The organism is Blautia sp. HA9023 (assembly GCF_056504095.1).
Window position 1 is genome coordinate 291,725 of record NZ_JBWLUR010000003.1, and the last position, 21,380, is coordinate 313,104.

Consider the following 21,380-nt stretch of genomic DNA (forward strand, 5'->3'; position numbering starts at 1 on the left):
AATATGCCTTCTTTCTGTATGAATATGCAATATAAATATATCTGCTTCGCTTGACAGATTTTATGAACCAGATGGGATTCGCACCAGAAGCTTCTGGCCGTCTTTTTCTATTACTGTAAGGACAGGAATATGTTTTTTTCGCAGTGCATGGACGATCGGGTACAGAGAAAACATGGCATTGTCTGCGAAAACTGCCTCCGGCCTGTATCGGAGGATTTCTTTCAGCTGGTCTTTTATATGGCTTTTCCATTCTGCTTTTTCCATGGATAGTTCTCCGTAGATCCCGTTCAGAGTCAGTTCCGGAAGCTGAGGAACCGGCAGATGCACGATCCTGGCAGAAGGAAGCTCCGGAAGATTCTGAAGCAGCATGTCAGTCGTATCATTTCCACCAAGGCTTACGATCACAGCTTCCTCATGAAAAGCAGCAAGACTGCTCCGGCAGGCAAGAATGGAATCCTCAAGAGTTCCACAGGTCATGAGAAAACCGCCTTTATGGCAGAAGATCGCACTTTCAAGGCCGGTTACCGAAGCCAGCTCCTCTCCTTCCAGGCCCAGCCAGGAAGAAGGAAAGCTGCATTTATAATTCATGGAATATTCTTTTTTCTGTGGCTGGATACAATAGCCGCCCCGGTTGGATGGAAAGATCACAAAAGCGATATTGGTTTCGGAAAGGCGCTTCTGGCAGGGAATAAATTCCGGAAGTACCAGGATATTGGTATTTTCTGCCGGAGTTTCACCGGAAGCCAGGGCTTCGGTGTGTTCTGCAAGAACTTCTTCCACCCGTCTGTCCGCACGCTCATTTCCAAGGTAACGCTCAAATTTATTTTCCAGGATCATGCCGGCGACACTGACTGCCTGGAAAAATGCCTCGTCATTGCTGCCTTTGGAATCCCATCCAGGATTAAAATTGCCGATGAGCGTGGCAAGTTCGTTTTTTTCACCGGTATTGTCATTGATATCCAATGGCTGGACAAAGGATTCATCGAATTTCTGTGCCAGCTCCTCACCGAGGATTTCCGGCCCGAGTTTTTCCCAGAGAAGACCAAATGCCGCATAGGGAACGCCGTTGTCACGGATACGGCTGTCTTTCTGGTGGTGGTCATACTGCCCTCTTCCAATATCAAAAACAAGACCTTCATAATTTTCCGGAACAATGTTTCCACGTGCGATGGTGATCTCAGGATTCAGATATAAAAGCAGTGCGGCAGAAAAAACATCGTCTGCATGAAATTTTCCGCTGTGGGTAAATGCGGATGCATTTTTCTGTTTGATTTTTTCCAGTAAATGATTCATAAGAAACGCTCCTGTATGTTTATTCTGCCATTCAGTATACCACAGAAATGAAGAATAAACAAAGCCTCCTCACTGGAAGCTAAAAAAGCACTCCATAAGAAGGCATAAATTTCAGATATTCACCGGGATCTGGATTTCCGTAACAAATTTATCGGTATTGTTTGTAATTCCATAATCGATCAACGTGGTTTCTCTGGAAAATCCGGTGATACAGAGTTTTTTCTCTTCAATGTATGCAAGGAGTTTCTGATAATAAGCCGGTGCTTCCCTGTGGCTTCCGCAGAAACGGATGGTTACGCAGGTCTGTCTGGGAAAAGTTTCCGTTTCTCCGTCATATCGGTCTTCCTGATCCAGAAGAAGAAAGATCCGGTCGTAATCCTGAAAAGATTTTTGGGAAAGCTGTTCTTTGGAGATCCCGATTCCGATCTTTCCCATAAAAACCAGAGATTCCTTCTGATTTTCTACCAGTTTTCGGATGGAATTCTCAAGATCCAGATATGTTTTCGGATGCAGGGAATCCCGGAGCCAGACAACGCGGCTTTCGGGAATTTCGACAGTTTGGATCACATCAAGCCTGGAATTCATGGCATCCCGGAGCTGTTCCAGGCGATGGTCGATCTTTCGGGAGATCAGCTCCAGCTCTTTTTGCTTCCTTGCAATCACTTCTTTCTGATGGACCAGCTTTTCTTCGATCACATCGGTATCACGGTTATCCAGAAAAGTTTTGATCTGGGCGAGTGGAAAATCCAGGACTCTGAGATAACGTATGGTGTTGAGAAGCTCAAACTGTCTGGTGCCATAATACCGGTATCTAGTGTCCGGGTCTGTATATTCCGGTGTTAAAAGACCAGCCTGCTCATAGTGGCGGAGAGTCCCCATACTGATATGGAACATTTTGGCTACTTCTCCGATAAGAAATAATTTTTTATCTTCCATTGGAATCTCCTTTGCATCTGGATACAGGACCAGGACCGGCATGGTGTTTCAACCAGAAATAGGCGATCAGGCAGATCAGAACCGAAAGCAGAGAACCTGCCGGCGCTGCCATTCCCATAGGGAACAGCGTATGGGGAAAATATCTGGAAGCCAGATAAGATCCCGGGATACGGACCAGAATAATGGCAATGATATTGTGGATAAAACCAATATAGGATTTTCCATATGCACAGAAATATCCGGTAAAGCTGAAATGGATGCCTGCAAAAATGCAGTCCCAGATATAGGAATGGATATACTGAGTGCCAAGAAGTACGACCGTGTCATCTCCGGTAAATGCCTGAAGGATATGTGGAGCGGTAAACTGAACGATCAATGAGATAATGATTCCGTAAACACTAGTGATCAGGATGCTGTACTGGAGCGTTTTTGCCGCACGGTCATGCTTCCCGGCACCGATATTCTGAGCAGCCAGAGCAGAGACCGCAGCCAGCATGGAAGACGGAACCAGAAAGACAGCGCTGATCACTTTTTCCACGATACCAACAGCAGCTGCGTCATTTAATCCCCTGTGATTGGCGATCACCGTGATCACAATAAATGCAACCTGGATACATCCATCCTGTACAGCTACCGGGATTCCGATTTTCAGGATCTGCGTCATCACACGAGGATCCGGGCGGAAATCTTTTCCTGTAAGATGGATTCCGGTTTCTCTGTGGCGAATGAATATCAGGGCAATGATCACACTGAGAGTTTGGGCAAGTGTGGTTCCAAGGGCTGCTCCGGATGGTCCCATATGGAAAAAGCCAATGAAAACGTAATCCAGTACAATATTGGCAGCACAGGCAATGGCCACAAAATACATGGGAGTTTTGGAATCACCAATGCCACGGAATATGGAGCTGATTATGTTATAAGCTGTAATAAAGGGAATTCCGATAAAACAGATGATAAGATATTGTGTGGTACCTGTCACCGCTTCTGTCGGGATACCGATCAGTACAACAATGGGCCTGACGAGGAGAAGAAGCAGGAGCGTAAAAAGAATGGAAACAGCCATGAATAATGTGACCGTGTTTCCGATAGCTCTGGCTGCGTCCAGCTTCCTGTCTGCGCCGACAGCCCGGCTGATGGTAACGGTTGCGCCCATGGCCAGTCCTACAATAATGACTGTTAACATATGCATGACCTGGCTTCCGTTTGATACAGCAGTGATGGCATCAACATGGTCAAACTGTCCGATGATAAAAAGATCTGCCATTCCGTAAAGTGTCTGAAGAAAATAAGATAACAGGTATGGCAGGGCAAAGTACACAATAGTTTTAAAGATATTTCCGGTTGTAAGATTTTTTTCCATGATTCTCTTTTGTCTGATCGGTCGGATGTATTAGCCGGATGGCAATATTCCCGGTCAGATAACCTCCCGGATATAATTTAAACCTTATAACGGTTGTAATGTCAATGCTTTTTTGCGTGATTTACCATATGAGGAATCGGCTTGCAATCAAGAGGATATTCGCAATCCGCATTCGCTACTTGCTCATAATCGAATAACTGTGAAGCAGTTATTCGATTAAAAAAGGAATCTGCCCTGCGACAGATCCCTTTAAAATTTACGTTCTTTTATGTTTTATGTACAAAATAGGACGTTCATATTCAATTTTATTATAATGCGCAGATAATCTTATCCTGATATGCTGCCGGAACTTCTTCTTTATCCAGAGACATACTGATAATAAAGGAAACTTTGAAGGTTTCACCGATGGCACTTAACTGATCCAGTGTTCCGGTTGCATCCTTTCCTTCAAGTTTGGCTGTTGTAAGGAAGCTGTCCAGATATACCTGCTCCAGATCATGATCCTGAGAGAGGATACCACAGATAAATCCTACGAATTCATCCGCATTCTTAACCGGAAATCCGGAAACATCAATGAGGCGGACTTTGTTGTTCAGCTCATACATGTGCTTGGTGCTTTTGTCTAAGTAAACAATGCTGCCGCTGGCATCCTTCACAGCCCCGTTTACTTTGTCTAACAGTACTTTTGTTTTTCCTTTGCCTTTCTTTCCTACGATCAGTTCAACCATCCTGTTTTCCTCCTTAGACACATATAATAATTTTGAATAAAATTGCTATTGATATGTTTCAAATTATAGTGCATTGTGAATAAAATTGCAAGGGGTTTTTGAAAGAATCTGGTAAATTTTCATCAAACATTATTGTTCTCTCTCATTTTCCATCTGCGCTTTTGCTTTTCTCCCGATCCGGGCGGTACTGTTCATGATACTGGCGCGGGTAACCTTGTCATTTCCGTATTTAAGTCGGATAGAATCCAGGGCTGCATCCAGTTTCTGGCGGCGTTCTTTTTCCCTGGTATCTTCAAAGAATGATAATTGTTCAAAGGAGTCGTCGGTAAGTCCGGTAAGTGATACCCCCAGAAGACGCAGCGGCTGTTCTCTCCAGGATTCTTCAAAAAGCTTTCGGGCGTGGAAATAAATTTCGTCGGTGATGTCTGTGGCGTTTTTCAGTTTCATCTGGTGTGATCTGTTCTGGAAATCCAGCGTTCGAAAGGTTACAGAGATGCAGGTACATTTTTTCTTTTTGCGGCGCATACGAGCAGCAAGGACATCGCATTGTTCCAGAAGGATCGGAAGCGCCTGCTCCATGGATACCAGATCATCATTAAAGGTTGTTTCCAGACTGAATCCCTTAGCTTCATCTGGTTTCATTTTTACCGGGGAGTCATCCAGACCGCGGGCGTACCGGTATAACTGCTGTCCTGCTTTTTCACCCAGAAGTGCCTGGATCTTGGGCTTTTTCTCATGGGCAAGATCACCGATGGTTCGTATACCCGCCTCCTTAAGCTTCTTTTCAGAGGATTTTCCAAGGAAAAGAAGATCTCTTACGGGAAGTGGCCACATTTTTACAGGGATCTCTTCCGGGAACAGGGTGTGTACTTTATCCGGCTTTTCAAAATCTGAGGCCATTTTTGCCAGCAGTTTATTGACAGAGATGCCGATATTTACAGTGAATCCCAGTTCGGTCCGTATCTTATCTTTCAGCTCATGGGCAGTTACAATCGGATCCGGGTAAATGTAGGAGGTGCCAGTCATATCCAGAAATACCTCATCAATGGAAAAGGATTCCATCACAGGGGCATAGGATGCACAGATACTTTTGAAAGACCTTGAATATTTATCATAAAGCTCAAAATCTGCCGGAACGGATATCAGTTCCGGGCATTTACGAAAGGCCATAGCCATTGGTTCTCCTGTCTGGATACCGTATTTTTTTGCAGGGATGGATTTGGCAACTACGATGCCGGTCCGTTTTCTGGGATCTCCACCAATGCAGGAAGGAATTTCCCGAAGATCCGGAAGCCCCTGCTTTACTCTTCGGGTAGCTTCCCAGGAAAGGAAGGCGCTGTTTACATCAACATGAAAAATCAATCGTTCCATACATACTTCTTCTTTCAATCATGATCAAGTAAATCTGAATTGTGAATATCCGCCCGCAATTGCTTAAATAACATCCGATATTCGTCTTCCACTTCCTGGAAAGGACGGACTGTATAATCTATGGGAACACAGACCGATGGTTTGGGCTGCGGCGGTTCTTCGTTGAGAAGAAATTTCAGATCATACCAGAGAAGATCATTATCAATGTTTTTCAGCTGTTGCTCCTCTTTGGCAGAAAGTCCGGTGCCCAGATATTTTTCATATATGATGCAAAGAAGCTTTTCTTCCTGTCGCTGATATTCGGGAAGGCTTTTTTTAAACGGTCTGGGAACATCAGACATATAGCATTCACTGGCATCATGAAGAAGAGCTGCCAGTGCAAGACGTCTTGGCAAGCCACGGGCCATGGCTTCCTTTGCACAGAGGATACAATGCTGTCCTACGGAAAAAAAGGTCTTTACATGGCCATTTCCGCGGCATAAAAGAGAAAGGGCATGTGCGATATCATCTATGCAGATCCGTTCTTTTTCAGGGTGTGTGGGATCAAAATGTTTTCCCGTATAAGTGGTGATACAGTTACTCATGAAATATCCTGCCTTTCTGTGTAAAATACTCGATGGCTACATGGAAATCAATCTTATTGTTTATTATAAACACGAAGGGAAAATGTGTCTACACTGCCCAAAAATAAATTTCATGAAAAACAACAACAGGTTTACAAATACGACTGATTCTGTGCTATAATACAAAAAAATGACAGGGAGACTGACGTCTATGAAACATATGGAAGAAATGAAGATCGCCGGACTTGCCATGGCATTATGTATTGTAATGCTTGGGATTTATATTGTGGTCCCCAAAGATGGAAACATTTCTCATCTTACGGCAATTCCGGATAACAACGCAGCGGAGCCCGTTCCCGACTCAACTTCACAGGGATCCGTAGATGCAGATTCTGACAGTGCTGATTTTCCAATCTATACGGAAGACAGTTATTACAGTGGATCGGATGATTCCGATGATAACACAGATACCGGTGATCCAGATACCGGAGACGACGGAAATTACGATCAGGGATATACTCCTGATGACGGGAACGTTAATGACACTTCTGATCCAGATACTTCACAGGGAGATGATACAGGAGATACTGGTGATGTTGTTGATGATGGTACGGATACCGGTGACAATTCTGATTCGGAACTGGATGACAGTAGTTCCGGAGATACCGGAGATGATACCGTAGAAGTCTACTGATCTTCAGAAAACACATGCATAAATAAAAAACAGGTACGCTTCATGAGCAGGTTTGACCAACTCACAGCGTACCTGTTTTTTTATCTGCCTGACAGATGAATCTTATTGTCTGGTTCAGATACTTTTTTTCTTCAGATTAATGTAATCAATGATCAGCTGAGCAGATTGTTCGATGCCCACAAGACCGGTATCAATAGACAGCTGATACTGGTTCGAATCACTCCAGGAGGTATTGGTGCAGGATTTATGGAACTGCTCTCTTTTTTTGTCTGTTTCCCGGATCTGTTTTCGTGCTTCTTTATCAGAAACATGGTCGCGCTCCATAATACGATGTACCCGATGTTCCATATCTGCATGGAGATAAACAGTGGTGACATCTGGCATATCCTGATATATGATATTGGCACATCGTCCGATCATAACAACAGATTTTCCTTTGGTAAGTTCCCGTACCAGGCTGAATGAATTCGTCATTGGATTTCTTTCACCATAATTCATTGCGATGGAATATAACAGGCTGTTTACCGATTTTTCATCAAAGAAATCGCTGTTTTCCTCGAATTTACCGATTTTTTTTGATTCTTCCAGAAGCTTCTTTTTGTCATAAAGCTCCAGTCCCAGTTTTTCTGCCAGCAGAACACCTACACGGTGCCCGCCACATCCACATTGTCTGTCAATTGTAATGATCATTGCCTTGTCCTCCTTATGATGTAATGATTTTCTGTCAGTTGATATTCTGAAGCAATGATGTCATTTCCTGATACAGAACATCTTTGGAAGATGCACCCATAACAATGGAAATAAAAGGCTTTCCGTAAGCATTCTGGCTTAAAAGAGCCAGACAGTTTCCTGCTTTATCCGTTGTTCCTGTTTTTCCACCGAGGATGGTGACATCCTTCGGTGTTGTGGCCTCACCGGTAAGGTAATGGTCAGTAGCGGTTAAGGTAGTACTTGCATCTGAGCCATCCGAATGTTTGTAGGTAACTGTATAGGACGACATCTGCGTGATGTCTGTAAATTCCGGATAATTCAGCGCCTCTTTTAACATCAGATAGATATCATAAGGCGTTGTATAATGATTTTCGTCCTGAAGGCCATGAGGATTGGTAAAATGAGTTCCTGTGCATCCAAGCTCAGCGGCAAAACTGTTCATCATTTCCACAAATTTATCTGTGGAACCGCCTACATGTTCTGCAATGGCAGAAGCTGCATCATTGGCGGAATAGACCAGAAGGCAGTGAAGCAGCTGGTCCATGGTGACCTGGTCGCCTTCCATAAAACCTGCAACCTGTGACCCGGATTCCAGCGTAACATTTTCCTGGGAGATCGTTACGGTATCATCCATATTGCCGTATTTCAGAGCCAGCATTGCGGTCATGATCTTTGTGATACTGGCTGGATATACCTTATTGTAGGCACCTTTTGCATAGAGGACCTTTTTGTCACTGAGGTTCAAAAGAACACCGGACTGGTTATCATCCAGACTGACCGAGTCCAGAGGAACATCCTTGGTAACAACGCAGAGATTCTGAGCAAAGCCCTCTGCTCTCTGTTCCTCTTTTGAGACCAGTGTATTATCAAATTCGGAAAAGGCGTTGAAAGAATTAACCGGGGTGGAAAAATTCCCGCCTTTTAACATGTAGACTCCAAATCCCCCTGCTCCACACAGGACGACCAGCAGAAGAAGCAGAAGAACGGTATTGCGGATCTTTTTGCGGCGCATCCGTTTCATTCTGACTGATTGTGTTTTGCGCCTGGAGGGAACAGCTTTTGCAGATGGATCAGAAACTCTGTCTTTCCCAGCGGAAGCTGTGCGAGTTGCGGCTTTGGAAGACCGATGTCCGGGAGTACTTCCAGGACGTGCAGTTTTTTTCACAGGTTCTTTATGTGTCATAAATATTCCTCTTTCCGAAAGTAGGCATCCTTTTTCTGCTCTTTCTTCTGTAATTCTTTATTATATGCACTGCTCTGCAGTCCTACATTGAGAACAAGTCCCATACCAATGAACAGACTGATCAGAGAGGTAAGACCATAGCTTACAAAAGGCAGCGGAGTACCGGTATTAGGCGCAAGTCCGGTAGCAACACAGATATTGATAAAACTCTGTATGGAAACAATGCTTCCCACTCCACAACATATGATCTTTCCGGCAAGATCCTTGGCCCGAAGGCTCATCCGGATACATTCAAAAGTAATCAGAAACAGCAGCAGCACGATCAGAGTACAGCCAATAAATCCATATTGCTCTCCTGCCACTGCAAAAATAAAGTCTGTCTGATTCTCAGAAACAAAGTTTCCATCATTCACGGAAGTAACACTTGTGTCATTACTGAAAGCACGTCCTACAAGTTCTCCGGAGGCAATCGCTGTTTTTGAGTTGTTCTGCTGTTCAATATCATCCGCATATTCTTCGTTCTCCGGATACAGGAACGACATAATACGGTTTCTCTGATAATCCTGAATCAGTTTCTGATCCGGCTGTACAACAATCGACAGAAAAATAATTGCAAGAGGAATTGCAATCAGAGCCGCTCCTCCGATAATTTTGTAACTGAGTCCTGCAATATAGATCAGAATACAGAACAGAATTACTACAGTAATTGTATTTTTCATATCTGGCTGTACATAGATCAACATTAACGGAATTACCAGAAGAACTGCTGACTGTGCCAGAGTTTTCAATGTATTCAGATCATCTTCGTGATCCATGAAAAATTTTGCAAAAAACAGGATAATGATGATTTTAGATAACTCTGTCGGCTGGAAGCGAATAAAACCAAGATCCACCCATCTTGCTGCGCCGTTGGCACTTGAGCCGAAGAAACGAACCGCCAGAAGCATTACAATATTAAAACCATACATGATCCATTGAAAATTCAGCAACCAGGAGTAGTCCATCAGTGAAAGAAGCAGCATAAAGACTACTCCAATGATTACACCCAGAAGCTGACGGGTGCGAAGATAATCGGCAGCTGTTCCTACAAGATGGATTCCAATAAAGCTGATCGCCAGAAGAAAAACTACCAGACGAAAGTTGTAAAACCGCAGCTTATACTGTTTAATCATAAATTATGCATCCCTTTTCTTAAGTACAGGTATGACAGCATGCAGAACAGGTGGTTCCTGTGAAATCTGTATGGTCACCCTTGTTTCATCAATTACAACGTATTTTTTTACGGTATGTATGAGGTCATTCCGCAAAAGTTTCATCATCTGTGGAGAGCAGTCTATGCGTTCCGATACAAGAAGAAGTTTCATTCGGTCACGGGCATAACCTGCGGAGCGTTTTTTTTCGGAGAAAAACCGCATATTTATTCCTCCCTCTGTGATGAAAAGATAATCTGGCAGTGCTTATTTATCTGCGAAAAATACTGCCAAGCCGTTGGAATACACTGCTTTTTCGCCGGACGGTAGTATAGGGAACATCTTCTCCAATAAGTCGTCGACAGATATTGCGGTATTCCTCCTCTGCCTGTGAATTTTTCCCAGACAGTGGTTCACCCTGATTTGTGGAAATTACAATCTGTTCATCATCAAGAATGGCACCGATCAGATCTACAGCAAGGATTTCCAGGACATCTTCTACTGACATCATATCTCCTTTTGCGATCATTTCAGGCCTGAGCCTGTTGATAATCAGCCGGATATCCCGAATCCCTCCGGATTCCAGCAAACCTATAATACGATCTGCATCACGGATTGCGGAAACCTCCGGAGTTGTTACCACAAGGGCACGATCTGCACCGGCTACCGCATTTTTAAATCCCTGTTCAATTCCGGCAGGACAATCCAGAAGAACATAATCAAATTCCTCCCTGAGATCGTCCGTAAGCTTGATCATCTGTTCCGGTGATACAGCAGTCTTGTCCTTTGTCTGTGCAGAAGGAAGAAGGTACAGATCCTGATGCCGTCTGTCACGGATCAGAGCCTGTTTCAGGCGACAGCTTCCATTGATGACATCTACCAGGTTATAAACAATACGGTTTTCAAGTCCCATAACAACATCCAGGTTTCGAAGTCCGATATCCGTGTCCACAACAGCAACCCGTTTTCCCATGGCCGCCAGCCCGGTCCCGATATTTGCTACCGTAGTGGTTTTACCCACGCCGCCTTTTCCGGATGTAATGACAATGACCTCACTCATATTTTCTGATTCCTCCCATTAAAATGTTCCACACTTCTGGTATCCTCATAAAGTTTGTTTAGTCATTCGATACATTACTGGTGTCGCTTGCGGCATAACCAGTGAGAATGGTGCTTTCATCTGCAAGTCCGAAAATGTATTTAAAAATATCATTAGCTGCAAGGCAGGCATTACCGGATGCATATCCGTTTGCGATTCGAACGGATATTGCATATTTCGGTTCGGAAACCGGAGCATATCCCACGAAAAGAGCATTATTTGGATGATAGTAATCAATTTCGGCAGTACCGGTTTTTCCGGCAACTTCCACACCAAGTCCGTTAAACTGATCATGAGTCTGCACTACACGGTACATACCATCATGGATATCATCCCATATATTGCTGGAAATGTCCAGCTGTCCCTCTGTTTCAGAAGGATATTCCTTGATCAGTTTGCCCTTGGAATCTGTTACACGGTCCAGCAGAGAAAGCTTGTAGATCGTACCGGATGTAGCGATCGTTGAAGCATATCTTGCAAGCTGGCTGGTGGTAAACATATTCGTACCCTGTCCCATATAGGAAGGAACTGCGTTTTTGTCTGAAATCTGAGGAGAAGCTTCAGAAATTTCAATGCCAGTTTTTTTGTCGAGTCCCATAAGGGATGCATACTTCTGAAGCATACCAAGACTTCTTGCTTCAGAAAAGTTTCCTTCGGAATCTTTTCCAAGTTCAAAACCGATCGTACTGAAAAATACGTTACAGGACTGCTCGATCGCTCCACGGATATCCAGAGCTCCGTGCCCCTGTTTATTCCAGCAGTTGATCGGTGGTGTTACAAGATCGAAACTTCCTGTACATTCAATATAAGTACCGTCATCGATAACACCTTCTGACATGCCTGCAACGGTAGATAATATCTTCAATGTAGAACCTGGAGCCGTTCTCTGCTGTGTTGCCTTATTAAAAAACGGACTAGAAAGATCAGTTGATAATTTGGCATAATAATCAGTATCCATATTATTGGTCAGTCTGTTATTATCATAACCAGGATAGGAAACGCAGGCAAGAACATCTCCACTTGTAGTATCAGTAATAACAGCAGAAGCAGAACATGGTGCCAGTGCAAGCTGAGCTGGAGTGATCTCAAGACTGGCAATCTTTCGATACATAAAGGTATATGCATCCAGACCTCCGGAAAGCATTGTCTGATACAGCTCATCTTCTTTGGAAAGAACTCCCTGTTCATATAGAACAACACAAAGTTCTTCACCACTGATGGTGTCTTCCTGAAGCATATATTTGTACAGAAGCTTGGAGAATCCGGTATCTGTCTTCAGATAGTCGATAATATAATTTGTCAGTGCCTGATAGATTTCTTCAGAATCCAGATATTCATTAGAAGTGGAAATCTGAGAAATATCAATCCAGTTCTGACTGGCAGCATAATTCAGATAATCTTTCAAACTGATGCTCTCATCATTTTTCCATGCTTTATATGTTTCATCAGAGGTATCAATGGAATCACTTTTCAGTATGTTTAATGTGTTTGTTAAAAGATCATCACAGATATAGGTAAGATATTCCTGCATTTGTGAGTCTTCGTCTTTATATGCCGGAGGATTATCTCCTGTCAGCCTGTTACTTATTGTATCAAAAACCTGTTGCTGTTTTTGCTGAAATTTGGCATATAAATTTTTTTCTGTATCGGATGCATCATCGTTACTGAATTTATTGATATCAATAACGCTGTTGGCAATAAGAGCATTATATACAGAGTAGATTGGAATTGTGATTTTACTTGCGTCTTTCTCTGCTTCATAATCAAAACTCTTATCAGGGGTCAGTTTGGAAAGAACAATACCGGCTACACGCTGCTCAAGAATCTGGTAAATACTCTTCTGCCAGTCAGAATCAATGGTGAGATACACATCGTTTCCGGCTATTGGCTCAACAGTTTTGGAATTATCAATATCAAGAACTTTTCCAAGATTATCAACTGTAACGGTTTCTTCACCGTCTTTTCCCTGAAGCTGAAGTTCCATATACTGTTCAATCCCGGCTTTTCCGACAATGGCATCATTGGAATAATCCGGATTATCTTTCCGAAGAGTTTCCAGTTCTTCAGAAGAAGCCTGACCGGTATAGCCAAGAATCGGTGCCATACTCTCATCTTCCACATATTGCCTTGTGGAATCTTCCACAATATCAATTCCCTGAAGTGCGGATTGATTTTCTTTTATGGCAGCAACTGATTTTTCGCTGACATTCGTTGCAATCGTTACCGGCATATATTTTTTGAAACTGTTCGTATTCAGCTGATAGCGCATGATCGCAATTTCAAGGATTTCCTGCTTGGTAAGCTCTTTGGGGAGAGAATGCGCTGCCAGCTCTTCGTCAGTATAGGCATCTTTTCCGTAGAGTACAATGGAAAATCCATTGCTTCCTGTAAGATAATCCATCATTTGTGCTGCAGTTGCGTTTTTCTGCTCATCACTCAGATTATCAATCTGTGCTTCACCATAAACATCTGCACGAAAACGGTTCAGAGTAAAACCTTCCTCCACATCGAAAGCATAATCACCGTGATCATTAACAATAATATGAAAATTGTCGGCCAAACTGTCCCCGTTTTTGGAGAGAATCTGCAATACCTGGTATGCGATACCATTTAATGCCAGATTTTTTTCACGTGTGCTGTTATATGTTCCACTATCTTCAAAAGTAACAGAATAGGCAAGAACATTGGAAGCTACAACAGTGCCGTTTCGGTCATAGATATTTCCTCGTGTACTTTTGATCACACGTGTTTTTGTGGTACGTGTCTGAAATTTACTGATATAGTCTTCTCCCTGTATGATCTGCAGGCTGAAAAGCTGCCGAACAAGAACAGATGAAAGAAAAACAAATACGATCACAAGAACAGTAGTACGTTTCAGACGGATTTTTTTGATGATTTTTTTTATTTTAATTCCCAAATAGACTCACTTTCTTTCCTTACAGTATCCATTAAGTGGTAGTTGATCCAGTAAAATATCCGATATACGATAATTGTGAGAAAAACCGTATAAACAATCTCGGGGATAATAATTCTGTATATGTAGGTCAAAAATCCAAGTCGGCCCCGGAGAAGAAACTGAAGGCCGTATACAGACAGATTATAAAGAAGATCTGTTCCTGCTACAAGAAAAAGCGGAACTTTCAGATCATCATCATAAAAGCTGCGGAATGCGTAGCCGCTGATATATCCTGCATACATATAAATCAGCGCATAGAAACCAAACAGTGATCCGTAAAAAAGATCAATAAAAAGTCCTGAAAAAAATCCTGTCCAAAGTCCGACTTTTCTTCCGCGCATCAATCCCATGGCTACACACAGGATCAAAGGCAGGTTTGGCGTAATGGAACCAATGGAAATGTAATCCATTATTGTACATTGCAGGAGAAAACAGACAATAATGGTAATAAATAATACTATTTTATTTTTCATTGGACGCATCCTCCGTTTTGTCTATTGCGTCCTGTTTATTGACGGTAATGACAAACACATCTTTCAGATGGCCGAAATCAACGGGTGTAACGATCGTACCTGTTTTTGTCAAGTTATTGGGATCCTGTTGGATTTCGCTGACATAACCGATAAACAGTCCTTCCACGTATTTTTCGCTGATATTTGAAGTGACAATACGTTCTCCCACGGTTACTTTGTTATCCTGGTCATAGAGCTGTTCAAAACTCAGTTTTCCCTCATCGATCAGCTCCAGATCTCCGGTAACAACGCAATTATCAGAAGTGCTGACAGCCATGGCACTGACATTACTGCTGTCATCAATAATGGAACGAACGGTAGCCCATGATGGGCCAACTTCCGTGACGATCCCGACAAGTCCTTTTCCTGCAATTACGTTGTTGTCAACATGGATTCCATCATTAGTACCTTTATTGATCATAAATGTATCGTACCAGTTGCCTGGATCTTTGGAGATGATCCTTGCCGCAACTTTTGGATAATCAGTGTATTCCTGATCAAGATTATAAAGTTCTTTCAGCCTGGTAAGTTCTGTCTGATCCTGGATCAGGATATTATTCTGTTCGGTAAGACTGTTGATCTGATTTTTAAGTTCCTCGTTTTCCTGAAGTACGTCCTGCTTATCACGAAGACTGCTTTTTACATCTCCGAACATATTACTGACACCGGAAATGCCCTTTTCAAAGGGAACGACCAGAAATCCGGCCACATTCTGCAGAGGTGCTGAAGTTGTTCCGGAAGCTGCGGTAGCAACAATACAGCTTCCACAGAAAAGTGTCATGATTACCAGAAGATGTTTGCTTTTTAAATTAAAATGAAAACGCACTTTTTTTCGGATGTTTTTCATTATATATGCCCCTTTACAGTTTTTTCTGCTTTACAGGCTGTGCCCATCTGCGCAGTTCTCTGTCGTGAATGATCTTTTCCAGTCCATGTACAGCAGAAGTTTCGTACAGATCAGAAAGATTAAAGGCAAATCCTGTATAACTTGCCAGATAGTTGTCGATATATGGAAGTCGAGTACTGCCACCGGTAAGGTAAATTCCCTCTTTTGCAATATGATAGGCAATCTGTGGTGGTGTACGTTCCAGAAATGTTTTCATTTCTGCCGCGATCTGATTTACGCAATTGGTGATTCCCTCATTAACAACATAGGCGGAAACAACTTCTTCTCTGGGAAGTCCGGAAACGCTGTCGATTCCTACAACTTTCCGGGCTTCCTTTTTCTGGTCGTTAAGCCGTCCCATGACTACTTTCAGGCGTTTGGCCGTACGTGTTCCGATCTGCAGATTGTAATGTTTACGAATCTCACTGCAGATGGATTCATTCATCTGCCGGCCTCCAAGAGGGATCTTACGGCTTATGATGATCTTGCCATCTGTAAGGATTGAAAATTCTGTACTCTGTGCACCAATGTTTACAACCATACTGCCTTCATTTTTTTCAAGATTGATGTTCATGGCTACCGCATCTGCAATCGGAGATTCTACCATGAAAACCCGGTTTTTTCTAAGCCAGTGTCCATTGACCAGATGATAGTAGGCTCTTTTTTCAATGGCCGTCATATCAAGAGGAACCGAAAAAAACATATCCGCACCAAGGCCGGATGTATGATCGATCTTTTTCAACATGCTGTAAAGTACGATTTCCTGTAATTCGAGATTCGCAAGCATTCCAAAAGCCATGGGAGAATCTACAGAAATATCCGAAGGTGATTTTTCAAACATTTCATAGGCCTCATTTCCAATAGCAAGGATTCGACGCCCCCGGTAGGCAACCATGTTTTTTTCTATGTAAGTTTTATTTCTGAAAAAAGAATAGACTTTTACAGAGCTGCTCCCCAGGTCTACCCCGTAATTATTTCTAAAAAGCATAAATCTGCCCCTTCACTTAATATACTCATCAAAAATCCCCTTTTCCCGGAAACTGATGTACCTGTGATCTCCAATGATAATATGATCCAACAGATGGATTCCAAGAAGCTCACCAGATTCGAAAACCCGTCTGGTGACTTCCAGATCGGCCTGACTGGGGGAAGGATCACCGCCTGGATGATTATGCACAAGGATCAAATTTACAGCATGATATTTTACAGCTTCTACAAAAACTTCTCTTGGAGTGATCAGTGTGGCGGTGGCAGTCCCACGGCTTAAAAGCTGCTCTCCTGTGAGATGATTATGTCCGTCCAGCATCATACAGTACAATAATTCCTGTTCTTCGTGACGAAGCTGTTCCATATAATACTTTGCAATTGTGACAGGATGCTGAAAAGACAGTTCCGGCTTCGCTGCAGCAGTTGCCATACGTTTGGAAAGCTCCCCGATGCATTTCAGCTGTATGGCTTTTACCTTGCCAATCCCATGGATCTTCATCAGCTCCGGTACAGAAGCATGAAACAGACCCAAAAGTCCGGAATGACCTGTTTGTTCCGATAAATTAAGGATTTTATCAGCCAGTGTCAGAGAACTTAATCCCTGTACGCCACAGCGCAGGATCACAGCAAGAAGCTCACGATCGCTTAAAGACTGTTCTCCCTCCCGAAGACATTTTTCATACGGGCGCTGATAATCTGGCATTTCCATTATAGTATCTTTCATATGATTTCCCTTTTCGCTCTCGAAGAAGGGTATGCAAAATTGCAGAAGTTATTTTAGCATAAAAAAGCAGGAATGTACACTCTATCCCGGAAATTTCCACTTTTTTCACATTTTATTTACAGGCAGGGCATAAATGGAAGCTACTGCTTCTGCCACTTTAATTCCGTCCATTGCTGCAGATGTAATGCCACCGGCGTAACCAGCGCCCTCTCCGCAGGGGTAGATTCCTTCTATATTGGAAGTGAGTTTTTTTGGTTCCCGCACGATCCGGACAGGAGAAGATGTACGGCTTTCTACTCCTTCCAGCAATGCATCCGGCCGGTCAAAACCGGAAAGTTTTTTTCCAAAAGCATGGATTCCGGCTTCAATGGAATCCCCGATCTCTTTCGGGAAAATGCTGCGGACATCGGTAAGTATATAGGCTCCTTTGATACAGGGGCTCACATCTCCAAGTTTGATACTTTTCTTATGCGCACAGTAATCTTTGAAAAGCTGTACCGGAACTTTTCCGTTTCCGGCTTCCCAGGCAGCACGTTCCAGCTTTCGTTGGAGTGCGATTCCTCCAAGAACGCCTTCCTCCGGAAAATCAGAAGGATTTACTGTAACGATGATGGCACTGTTGGCATTACGGCTGTCACGTGCCTGGTAACTCATCCCATTTACTGCCAGCATGCCTTCCTCAGAAGAAGCATTTACCACATAGCCACCGGGACACATGCAAAAAGAATAAACGCCACGTCCGTTTTCCAGTGTATGGGTAACTTTGTAGCTGGCTGCGCCCAGGTAATCATTTTCCGGCTCTCCGTAAAGATCCTGGTTGATCATGGTCTGTGGATGTTCCACTCGTACTCCTACTGCGAAAGATTTTGGCTCCATGGAAAGATTGTGCTTGTTCAGCATGGCAAAAGTATCTCTGGCACTGTGGCCGGGAGCAAGAACGCAGATTTCTGCCGGTATTTCTTCTTTTTCATTGACGATGACAGCCGCAAGTTTCTGGTCACGGACCACCAGATCAGTCACTGTGGAACGGAATCGGAATTCCCCGCCCATTTCTTCAATCTGATGGCGCATAAACTGAACGATTCCCACAAGCTGATCCGTACCAAGGTGGGGTTTCTGCTGGTAAAGGATTTCAGATGGAGCTCCTGCTTCTACAAATCTGGAAAGGACTTCTTTTCCTCTTCCGTAGGTATCTTTTACCAGAGTATTCAGCTTTCCGTCGGAAAAAGTTCCCGCACCGCCTTCTCCGAACTGCACATTGGAATCCGGATCCAGGATGCCGTTCTTCCAGAAATTTTCTACAGTTTCCTGGCGTTTATCTGCTTCTTCTCCACGTTCCAGTACCAATGGACAGTATCCGGCTTTTGCCAGATACCAGGCGCAGAATAATCCGGCCGGTCCGCTTCCGATCACTACCGGTCGATGGGACAATGTTTCAGAACCAGGTGTCGGAAAATGATACTTTCTCTCTGTAGTTAACATAATGTTTTTATCGTGAACCTTTTTTAAAACACGGGATTCATTATCCACTTTAATGTCTACAGTATAGACAAATTTTTTGTCCTCTTTATGCCGGGCATCCAGAGATTGTTTTCGGATCTCATAAGTGAACGGCTGATTTCCAAGGCGAAGTGTTTTCGCTATTTTTCTGTGAAGCTGCTCTTCTGTATGGGTGATGGGAAGCTTCAACTGTGTGATCCGGATCATTGTTATTCCTCCTTTGCTGCCCAGATACCGGCGGTAGCTCCACTTGACCATGCCCACTGCAGGTTGTATCCACCGCAGGTGCCGTCAATATCAAGGAGTTCTCCGGCAAAATAAAGGCCTTTATGAAGTCTGGATTCCATGGTTTTACTTTGAACTTCAGAAGTATCCACGCCGCCGGAACAAACCTGTGCCTGTTCAAAAGAAAGGCTGTCTTTTACCGGAAGGCGAAAATCATTGATCCCATGGATCAGATCCTTCTGTGCACATAAGACACGGATCAGTTTTTCCGGAAAAAGTCCGATGAGAAGTTCTTTTTCTGTTTTATAAGGGCAGGCTGTTTTTCTCTGTTCCAGGTATTCTTCCAGTTCTTTCTGGTTCAGTTCCGGAAAAAAATTTATGGAAAGCTCTGCGTTTTTGTTTTCGTGAACCGCTCGGATGGCGTAGCGGGAAATCTGAAATACCGGGATCCCGGATACACCGTAATCGGTAAGCTGCAGTTCTCCCTGCTGAGAGGCTGCCGGAATGCCATCTATATAAAGGGTTATCTTACCTTCTGTCCGCACACCACTCCAGCCGGAAAAAGAATTTCCCTTACATTTCAAAGCTGTCAGAGCTGGAAGAGGTTCGATCAGATGATGTCCGAGACTTTCTGCGATTTTGTATCCACTTTCACTGGAACCTGCAACGGAAGAGGCGCGGGAACCGTTTGCAAGAATCACGGCATCACCATTGTAGGTCCATCCGTCAGTATGGATCTTCCACTGTCCGTCTGTGAAAGACACGCCGGTAACAGTCTGATTGGTTTTCAGTTTTACTTTCAGGCTGCGTGCTTTCATGGTAAGAACATCTACCACACTCTGCGCCTGGCTGCTCCGGGGATAGATCCATCCGTCGCGGTCTGTGGTACAGATTCCCAGTTCCTGAAAAAATTCCAGAGTCTTTTCCACAGGAAACTGTGCCAGGGCATCTTTGACAAATTCCGGATGGGATCCCCGGTAAGCGTTTTCATCCTGGTTCAGATTTGTCATATTACAGCGTCCATTTCCTGTAGCACAGATTTTTCTTCCGGGACGGTCATTCTGTTCCAGAACCGTAACCGCTGCTCCGTTTATGGCAGCCTGAATAGCCGCCATAAGGCCGGAAGCACCTGCTCCTACGACAAAGACCTGCTTTTTTAAGTCCTGTCCTTCAGATTTTTTCATAATTTCACAAGTTCCTTATCAACCATATACTGAAGAGATTTCAGGATTCCAAGTTTAGCATGCTCCCAGGTAAGACCACCCTGGAAATAAACAGCATAAGGTGGTTTCATAGGACCATCGGCAGAAAGCTCGATGGAAGAACCCTGGATGAAAGCACCTGCAGCCATGATGACCTGACTGTCATACCCTGGCATATCCCACGGTTCCGGTGTCACAAAACTGTCTACCGGTGCTGCAGCCTGGATACCCTGGCAGAATGCTACAAGACCTTCCGGTGTTCCAAGGGTGACTGCCTGGATGATATCCTGACGTGGTTCTGTGCTGTTCGGTACCACCGGGAAACCAAGTTTTTCGTAAATGTTTGCTGCAAAAACGGCGCCTTTTAAAGCTCCTTTGGTAACCATCGGTGCAAGGAAAAATCCCTGGTACAGAGAACGGTTTACACCAAGGGTTGCCCCCACTTCCATGCCCAGTCCCGGGCAGGTCATACGGTAGGAAGCGTTTTCCACACAGTCTTTTCTTCCGGCGATATATCCGCCGATAGGGGCAAGACCGCCGCCTGGATTTTTGATCAGGGAACCCACCATGATATCTGCACCTACATCACTTGGCTCTATGGTATCTACGAACTCACCGTAGCAGTTATCTACCATGCAGATCACATCCGGTTTGATCTTCTTTACAAAAGCGATCAGCTCACCGATCTGTTTTACAGAGAAGGAAGGACGAGTCTGATAGCCTTTGGAACGCTGAATGGTTACCAGTTTTGTTTTTTCATTGACTGCCTTTTTGATATTTTCGTAATCAAAGGTACCATCCTCAAGAAGGTCTACCTGACGGTATTTTACACCATATTCTGTAAGAGAACCGTTGGACGGACGGATCCCGATGACTTCTTCCAGAGTATCATATGGTTTGCCTACAGGGGAAAGAAGCTCATCGCCCGGGCGTAAGTTTCCAAACAGTGCAATGGCAAGTGCGTGGGTCCCGCAGGTGATCTGCGGGCGGACCAGGCAGGCTTCTGTGTGGAATGTATCCGCATAGACCTGCTCCAGGGTCTCGCGTCCAAGGTCATTGTAGCCATAACCGGAGGAAGCTCCGAAACATGCCTCACTGACACGGTTTTTCTGCATGGCATGGATAACCTTCATCTGGTTATACTCTGCAGTTTTATCAAATTTTTCAAAACGTTCTTTCAGGGAATCTTCCACGGATTTACCGAAATCGTAAACTGCAGAAGAGATTCCAAGCTGTGCATATAATTCTTTCATGATCATT

20 protein-coding genes are annotated in these 21,380 nt (G+C 43.8%); 1 reads left to right on the forward strand and 19 read right to left on the reverse strand.

All coding sequences use genetic code 11. The features are described from left to right. Positions 1-60: 60 nt before the first annotated feature. From AC04Q6_RS03460 to AC04Q6_RS03485, 6 genes are all read right to left on the reverse strand, one after another. Positions 61-1,293: an MYG1 family protein gene (locus AC04Q6_RS03460; protein WP_118070025.1), complete on the reverse strand. Its 1,233-nt coding sequence runs from the start codon at positions 1,291-1,293 to the stop codon at positions 61-63. Positions 1,294-1,404: 111 nt separating this feature from the next. Beyond that, positions 1,405-2,229, reverse strand: a complete 825-nt coding sequence (locus tag AC04Q6_RS03465; protein ID WP_207660362.1) for a MerR family transcriptional regulator — start codon at positions 2,227-2,229, stop codon at positions 1,405-1,407. After that, complete coding sequence (locus tag AC04Q6_RS03470) at positions 2,219-3,589, reverse strand: MATE family efflux transporter (RefSeq protein ID WP_118063838.1); 1,371 nt, start codon at positions 3,587-3,589, stop codon at positions 2,219-2,221. Before AC04Q6_RS03470 ends, AC04Q6_RS03465 begins: the two co-directional genes overlap by 11 nt. A 308-nt stretch (positions 3,590-3,897) precedes the next feature. After that, entirely contained in the window at positions 3,898-4,317 is a 420-nt protein-coding gene (locus AC04Q6_RS03475; protein WP_021978015.1) for a hypothetical protein, read from the reverse strand. A gap of 129 nt (positions 4,318-4,446) precedes the next feature. Further along, positions 4,447-5,688, reverse strand: coding sequence for a Y-family DNA polymerase (locus AC04Q6_RS03480; protein ID WP_119247942.1), 1,242 nt, complete (start codon positions 5,686-5,688; stop codon positions 4,447-4,449). 14 nt (positions 5,689-5,702) lie between these two features. Continuing rightward, complete coding sequence (locus tag AC04Q6_RS03485; RefSeq protein WP_118063834.1) at positions 5,703-6,272, reverse strand: hypothetical protein; 570 nt, start codon at positions 6,270-6,272, stop codon at positions 5,703-5,705. 190 nt (positions 6,273-6,462) lie between these two features. Between AC04Q6_RS03485 and AC04Q6_RS03490 the strand changes: the two genes are divergently transcribed. Further along, positions 6,463-6,945 (forward strand): hypothetical protein, encoded by a 483-nt coding sequence (locus AC04Q6_RS03490; protein WP_021978012.1) that lies wholly within the window; start codon positions 6,463-6,465, stop codon positions 6,943-6,945. A gap of 114 nt (positions 6,946-7,059) precedes the next feature. On the opposite strand, the gene AC04Q6_RS03495 is transcribed toward AC04Q6_RS03490, so the two are convergent. The 13 genes from AC04Q6_RS03495 to AC04Q6_RS03555 form a co-directional block, all read right to left on the reverse strand. Further along, positions 7,060-7,635, reverse strand: coding sequence for a cytidylate kinase-like family protein (locus AC04Q6_RS03495; RefSeq protein ID WP_021978011.1), 576 nt, complete (start codon positions 7,633-7,635; stop codon positions 7,060-7,062). A 34-nt stretch (positions 7,636-7,669) separates the two neighbouring features. Next, positions 7,670-8,839, reverse strand: coding sequence for a D-alanyl-D-alanine carboxypeptidase family protein (locus AC04Q6_RS03500; RefSeq protein ID WP_118063832.1), 1,170 nt, complete (start codon positions 8,837-8,839; stop codon positions 7,670-7,672). Then, positions 8,836-10,011, reverse strand: a complete 1,176-nt coding sequence (locus tag AC04Q6_RS03505) for an FtsW/RodA/SpoVE family cell cycle protein (protein WP_021978009.1) — start codon at positions 10,009-10,011, stop codon at positions 8,836-8,838. The genes AC04Q6_RS03500 and AC04Q6_RS03505 overlap by 4 nt, the downstream gene beginning before the upstream one ends. 3 nt (positions 10,012-10,014) lie before the next feature. After that, a complete protein-coding gene (gene minE, locus AC04Q6_RS03510; RefSeq protein WP_021978008.1) occupies positions 10,015-10,254 on the reverse strand; it encodes a cell division topological specificity factor MinE in 240 nt (79 codons plus the stop codon). Positions 10,255-10,300: 46 nt separating this feature from the next. Next, complete coding sequence (minD, locus tag AC04Q6_RS03515) at positions 10,301-11,089, reverse strand: septum site-determining protein MinD (protein ID WP_022427288.1); 789 nt, start codon at positions 11,087-11,089, stop codon at positions 10,301-10,303. Positions 11,090-11,147: 58 nt separating this feature from the next. Next, positions 11,148-14,045 (reverse strand): penicillin-binding transpeptidase domain-containing protein, encoded by a 2,898-nt coding sequence (locus AC04Q6_RS03520; protein ID WP_118063830.1) that lies wholly within the window; start codon positions 14,043-14,045, stop codon positions 11,148-11,150. Then, positions 14,030-14,557 (reverse strand): rod shape-determining protein MreD, encoded by a 528-nt coding sequence (gene mreD / locus AC04Q6_RS03525; protein WP_021978005.1) that lies wholly within the window; start codon positions 14,555-14,557, stop codon positions 14,030-14,032. Before mreD ends, AC04Q6_RS03520 begins: the two co-directional genes overlap by 16 nt. Continuing rightward, entirely contained in the window at positions 14,547-15,443 is an 897-nt protein-coding gene (gene mreC / locus AC04Q6_RS03530) for a rod shape-determining protein MreC (protein WP_118063828.1), read from the reverse strand. The genes mreD and mreC overlap by 11 nt, the downstream gene beginning before the upstream one ends. A gap of 13 nt (positions 15,444-15,456) precedes the next feature. Beyond that, the gene (locus AC04Q6_RS03535; RefSeq protein WP_021978003.1) at positions 15,457-16,470 is read right to left on the reverse strand and encodes a rod shape-determining protein; all 1,014 of its coding nucleotides are present in this window, start codon (positions 16,468-16,470) and stop codon (positions 15,457-15,459) included. Positions 16,471-16,482: 12 nt separating this feature from the next. Continuing rightward, positions 16,483-17,193 (reverse strand): RadC family protein, encoded by a 711-nt coding sequence (gene radC / locus AC04Q6_RS03540; protein ID WP_021978002.1) that lies wholly within the window; start codon positions 17,191-17,193, stop codon positions 16,483-16,485. Positions 17,194-17,298: 105 nt separating this feature from the next. After that, positions 17,299-18,900, reverse strand: a complete 1,602-nt coding sequence (locus AC04Q6_RS03545; RefSeq protein WP_244832565.1) for an NAD(P)/FAD-dependent oxidoreductase — start codon at positions 18,898-18,900, stop codon at positions 17,299-17,301. 2 nt (positions 18,901-18,902) lie between these two features. Next, positions 18,903-20,102, reverse strand: a complete 1,200-nt coding sequence (locus AC04Q6_RS03550) for a BaiN/RdsA family NAD(P)/FAD-dependent oxidoreductase (RefSeq protein ID WP_021978000.1) — start codon at positions 20,100-20,102, stop codon at positions 18,903-18,905. Then, positions 20,099-21,373: a methionine gamma-lyase family protein gene (locus AC04Q6_RS03555; protein WP_119247940.1), complete on the reverse strand. Its 1,275-nt coding sequence runs from the start codon at positions 21,371-21,373 to the stop codon at positions 20,099-20,101. Before AC04Q6_RS03555 ends, AC04Q6_RS03550 begins: the two co-directional genes overlap by 4 nt. Positions 21,374-21,380: the final 7 nt, after the last annotated feature.

Bases quoted from the DNA above. Each gene is read 5' to 3' on its own strand.
- AC04Q6_RS03460 (WP_118070025.1), bottom strand. From the start codon at position 1,293: ATGAATCATTTACTGGAAAAAATCAAACAGAAAAATGCATCCGCATTT.
- AC04Q6_RS03465 (WP_207660362.1), bottom strand. From the start codon at position 2,229: ATGGAAGATAAAAAATTATTTCTTATCGGAGAAGTAGCCAAAATGTTC.
- AC04Q6_RS03470 (WP_118063838.1), bottom strand. From the start codon at position 3,589: ATGGAAAAAAATCTTACAACCGGAAATATCTTTAAAACTATTGTGTAC.
- AC04Q6_RS03475 (WP_021978015.1), bottom strand. From the start codon at position 4,317: ATGGTTGAACTGATCGTAGGAAAGAAAGGCAAAGGAAAAACAAAAGTA.
- AC04Q6_RS03480 (WP_119247942.1), bottom strand. From the start codon at position 5,688: ATGGAACGATTGATTTTTCATGTTGATGTAAACAGCGCCTTCCTTTCC.
- AC04Q6_RS03485 (WP_118063834.1), bottom strand. From the start codon at position 6,272: ATGAGTAACTGTATCACCACTTATACGGGAAAACATTTTGATCCCACA.
- AC04Q6_RS03490 (WP_021978012.1), top strand. From the start codon at position 6,463: ATGAAACATATGGAAGAAATGAAGATCGCCGGACTTGCCATGGCATTA.
- AC04Q6_RS03495 (WP_021978011.1), bottom strand. From the start codon at position 7,635: ATGATCATTACAATTGACAGACAATGTGGATGTGGCGGGCACCGTGTA.
- AC04Q6_RS03500 (WP_118063832.1), bottom strand. From the start codon at position 8,839: ATGACACATAAAGAACCTGTGAAAAAAACTGCACGTCCTGGAAGTACT.
- AC04Q6_RS03505 (WP_021978009.1), bottom strand. From the start codon at position 10,011: ATGATTAAACAGTATAAGCTGCGGTTTTACAACTTTCGTCTGGTAGTT.
- minE (WP_021978008.1), bottom strand. From the start codon at position 10,254: ATGCGGTTTTTCTCCGAAAAAAAACGCTCCGCAGGTTATGCCCGTGAC.
- minD (WP_022427288.1), bottom strand. From the start codon at position 11,089: ATGAGTGAGGTCATTGTCATTACATCCGGAAAAGGCGGCGTGGGTAAA.
- mreD (WP_021978005.1), bottom strand. From the start codon at position 14,557: ATGAAAAATAAAATAGTATTATTTATTACCATTATTGTCTGTTTTCTC.
- mreC (WP_118063828.1), bottom strand. From the start codon at position 15,443: ATGAAAAACATCCGAAAAAAAGTGCGTTTTCATTTTAATTTAAAAAGC.
- AC04Q6_RS03535 (WP_021978003.1), bottom strand. From the start codon at position 16,470: ATGCTTTTTAGAAATAATTACGGGGTAGACCTGGGGAGCAGCTCTGTA.
- radC (WP_021978002.1), bottom strand. From the start codon at position 17,193: ATGAAAGATACTATAATGGAAATGCCAGATTATCAGCGCCCGTATGAA.
- AC04Q6_RS03545 (WP_244832565.1), bottom strand. From the start codon at position 18,900: ATGATCCGGATCACACAGTTGAAGCTTCCCATCACCCATACAGAAGAG.
- AC04Q6_RS03550 (WP_021978000.1), bottom strand. From the start codon at position 20,102: ATGAAAAAATCTGAAGGACAGGACTTAAAAAAGCAGGTCTTTGTCGTA.
- AC04Q6_RS03555 (WP_119247940.1), bottom strand. From the start codon at position 21,373: ATGAAAGAATTATATGCACAGCTTGGAATCTCTTCTGCAGTTTACGAT.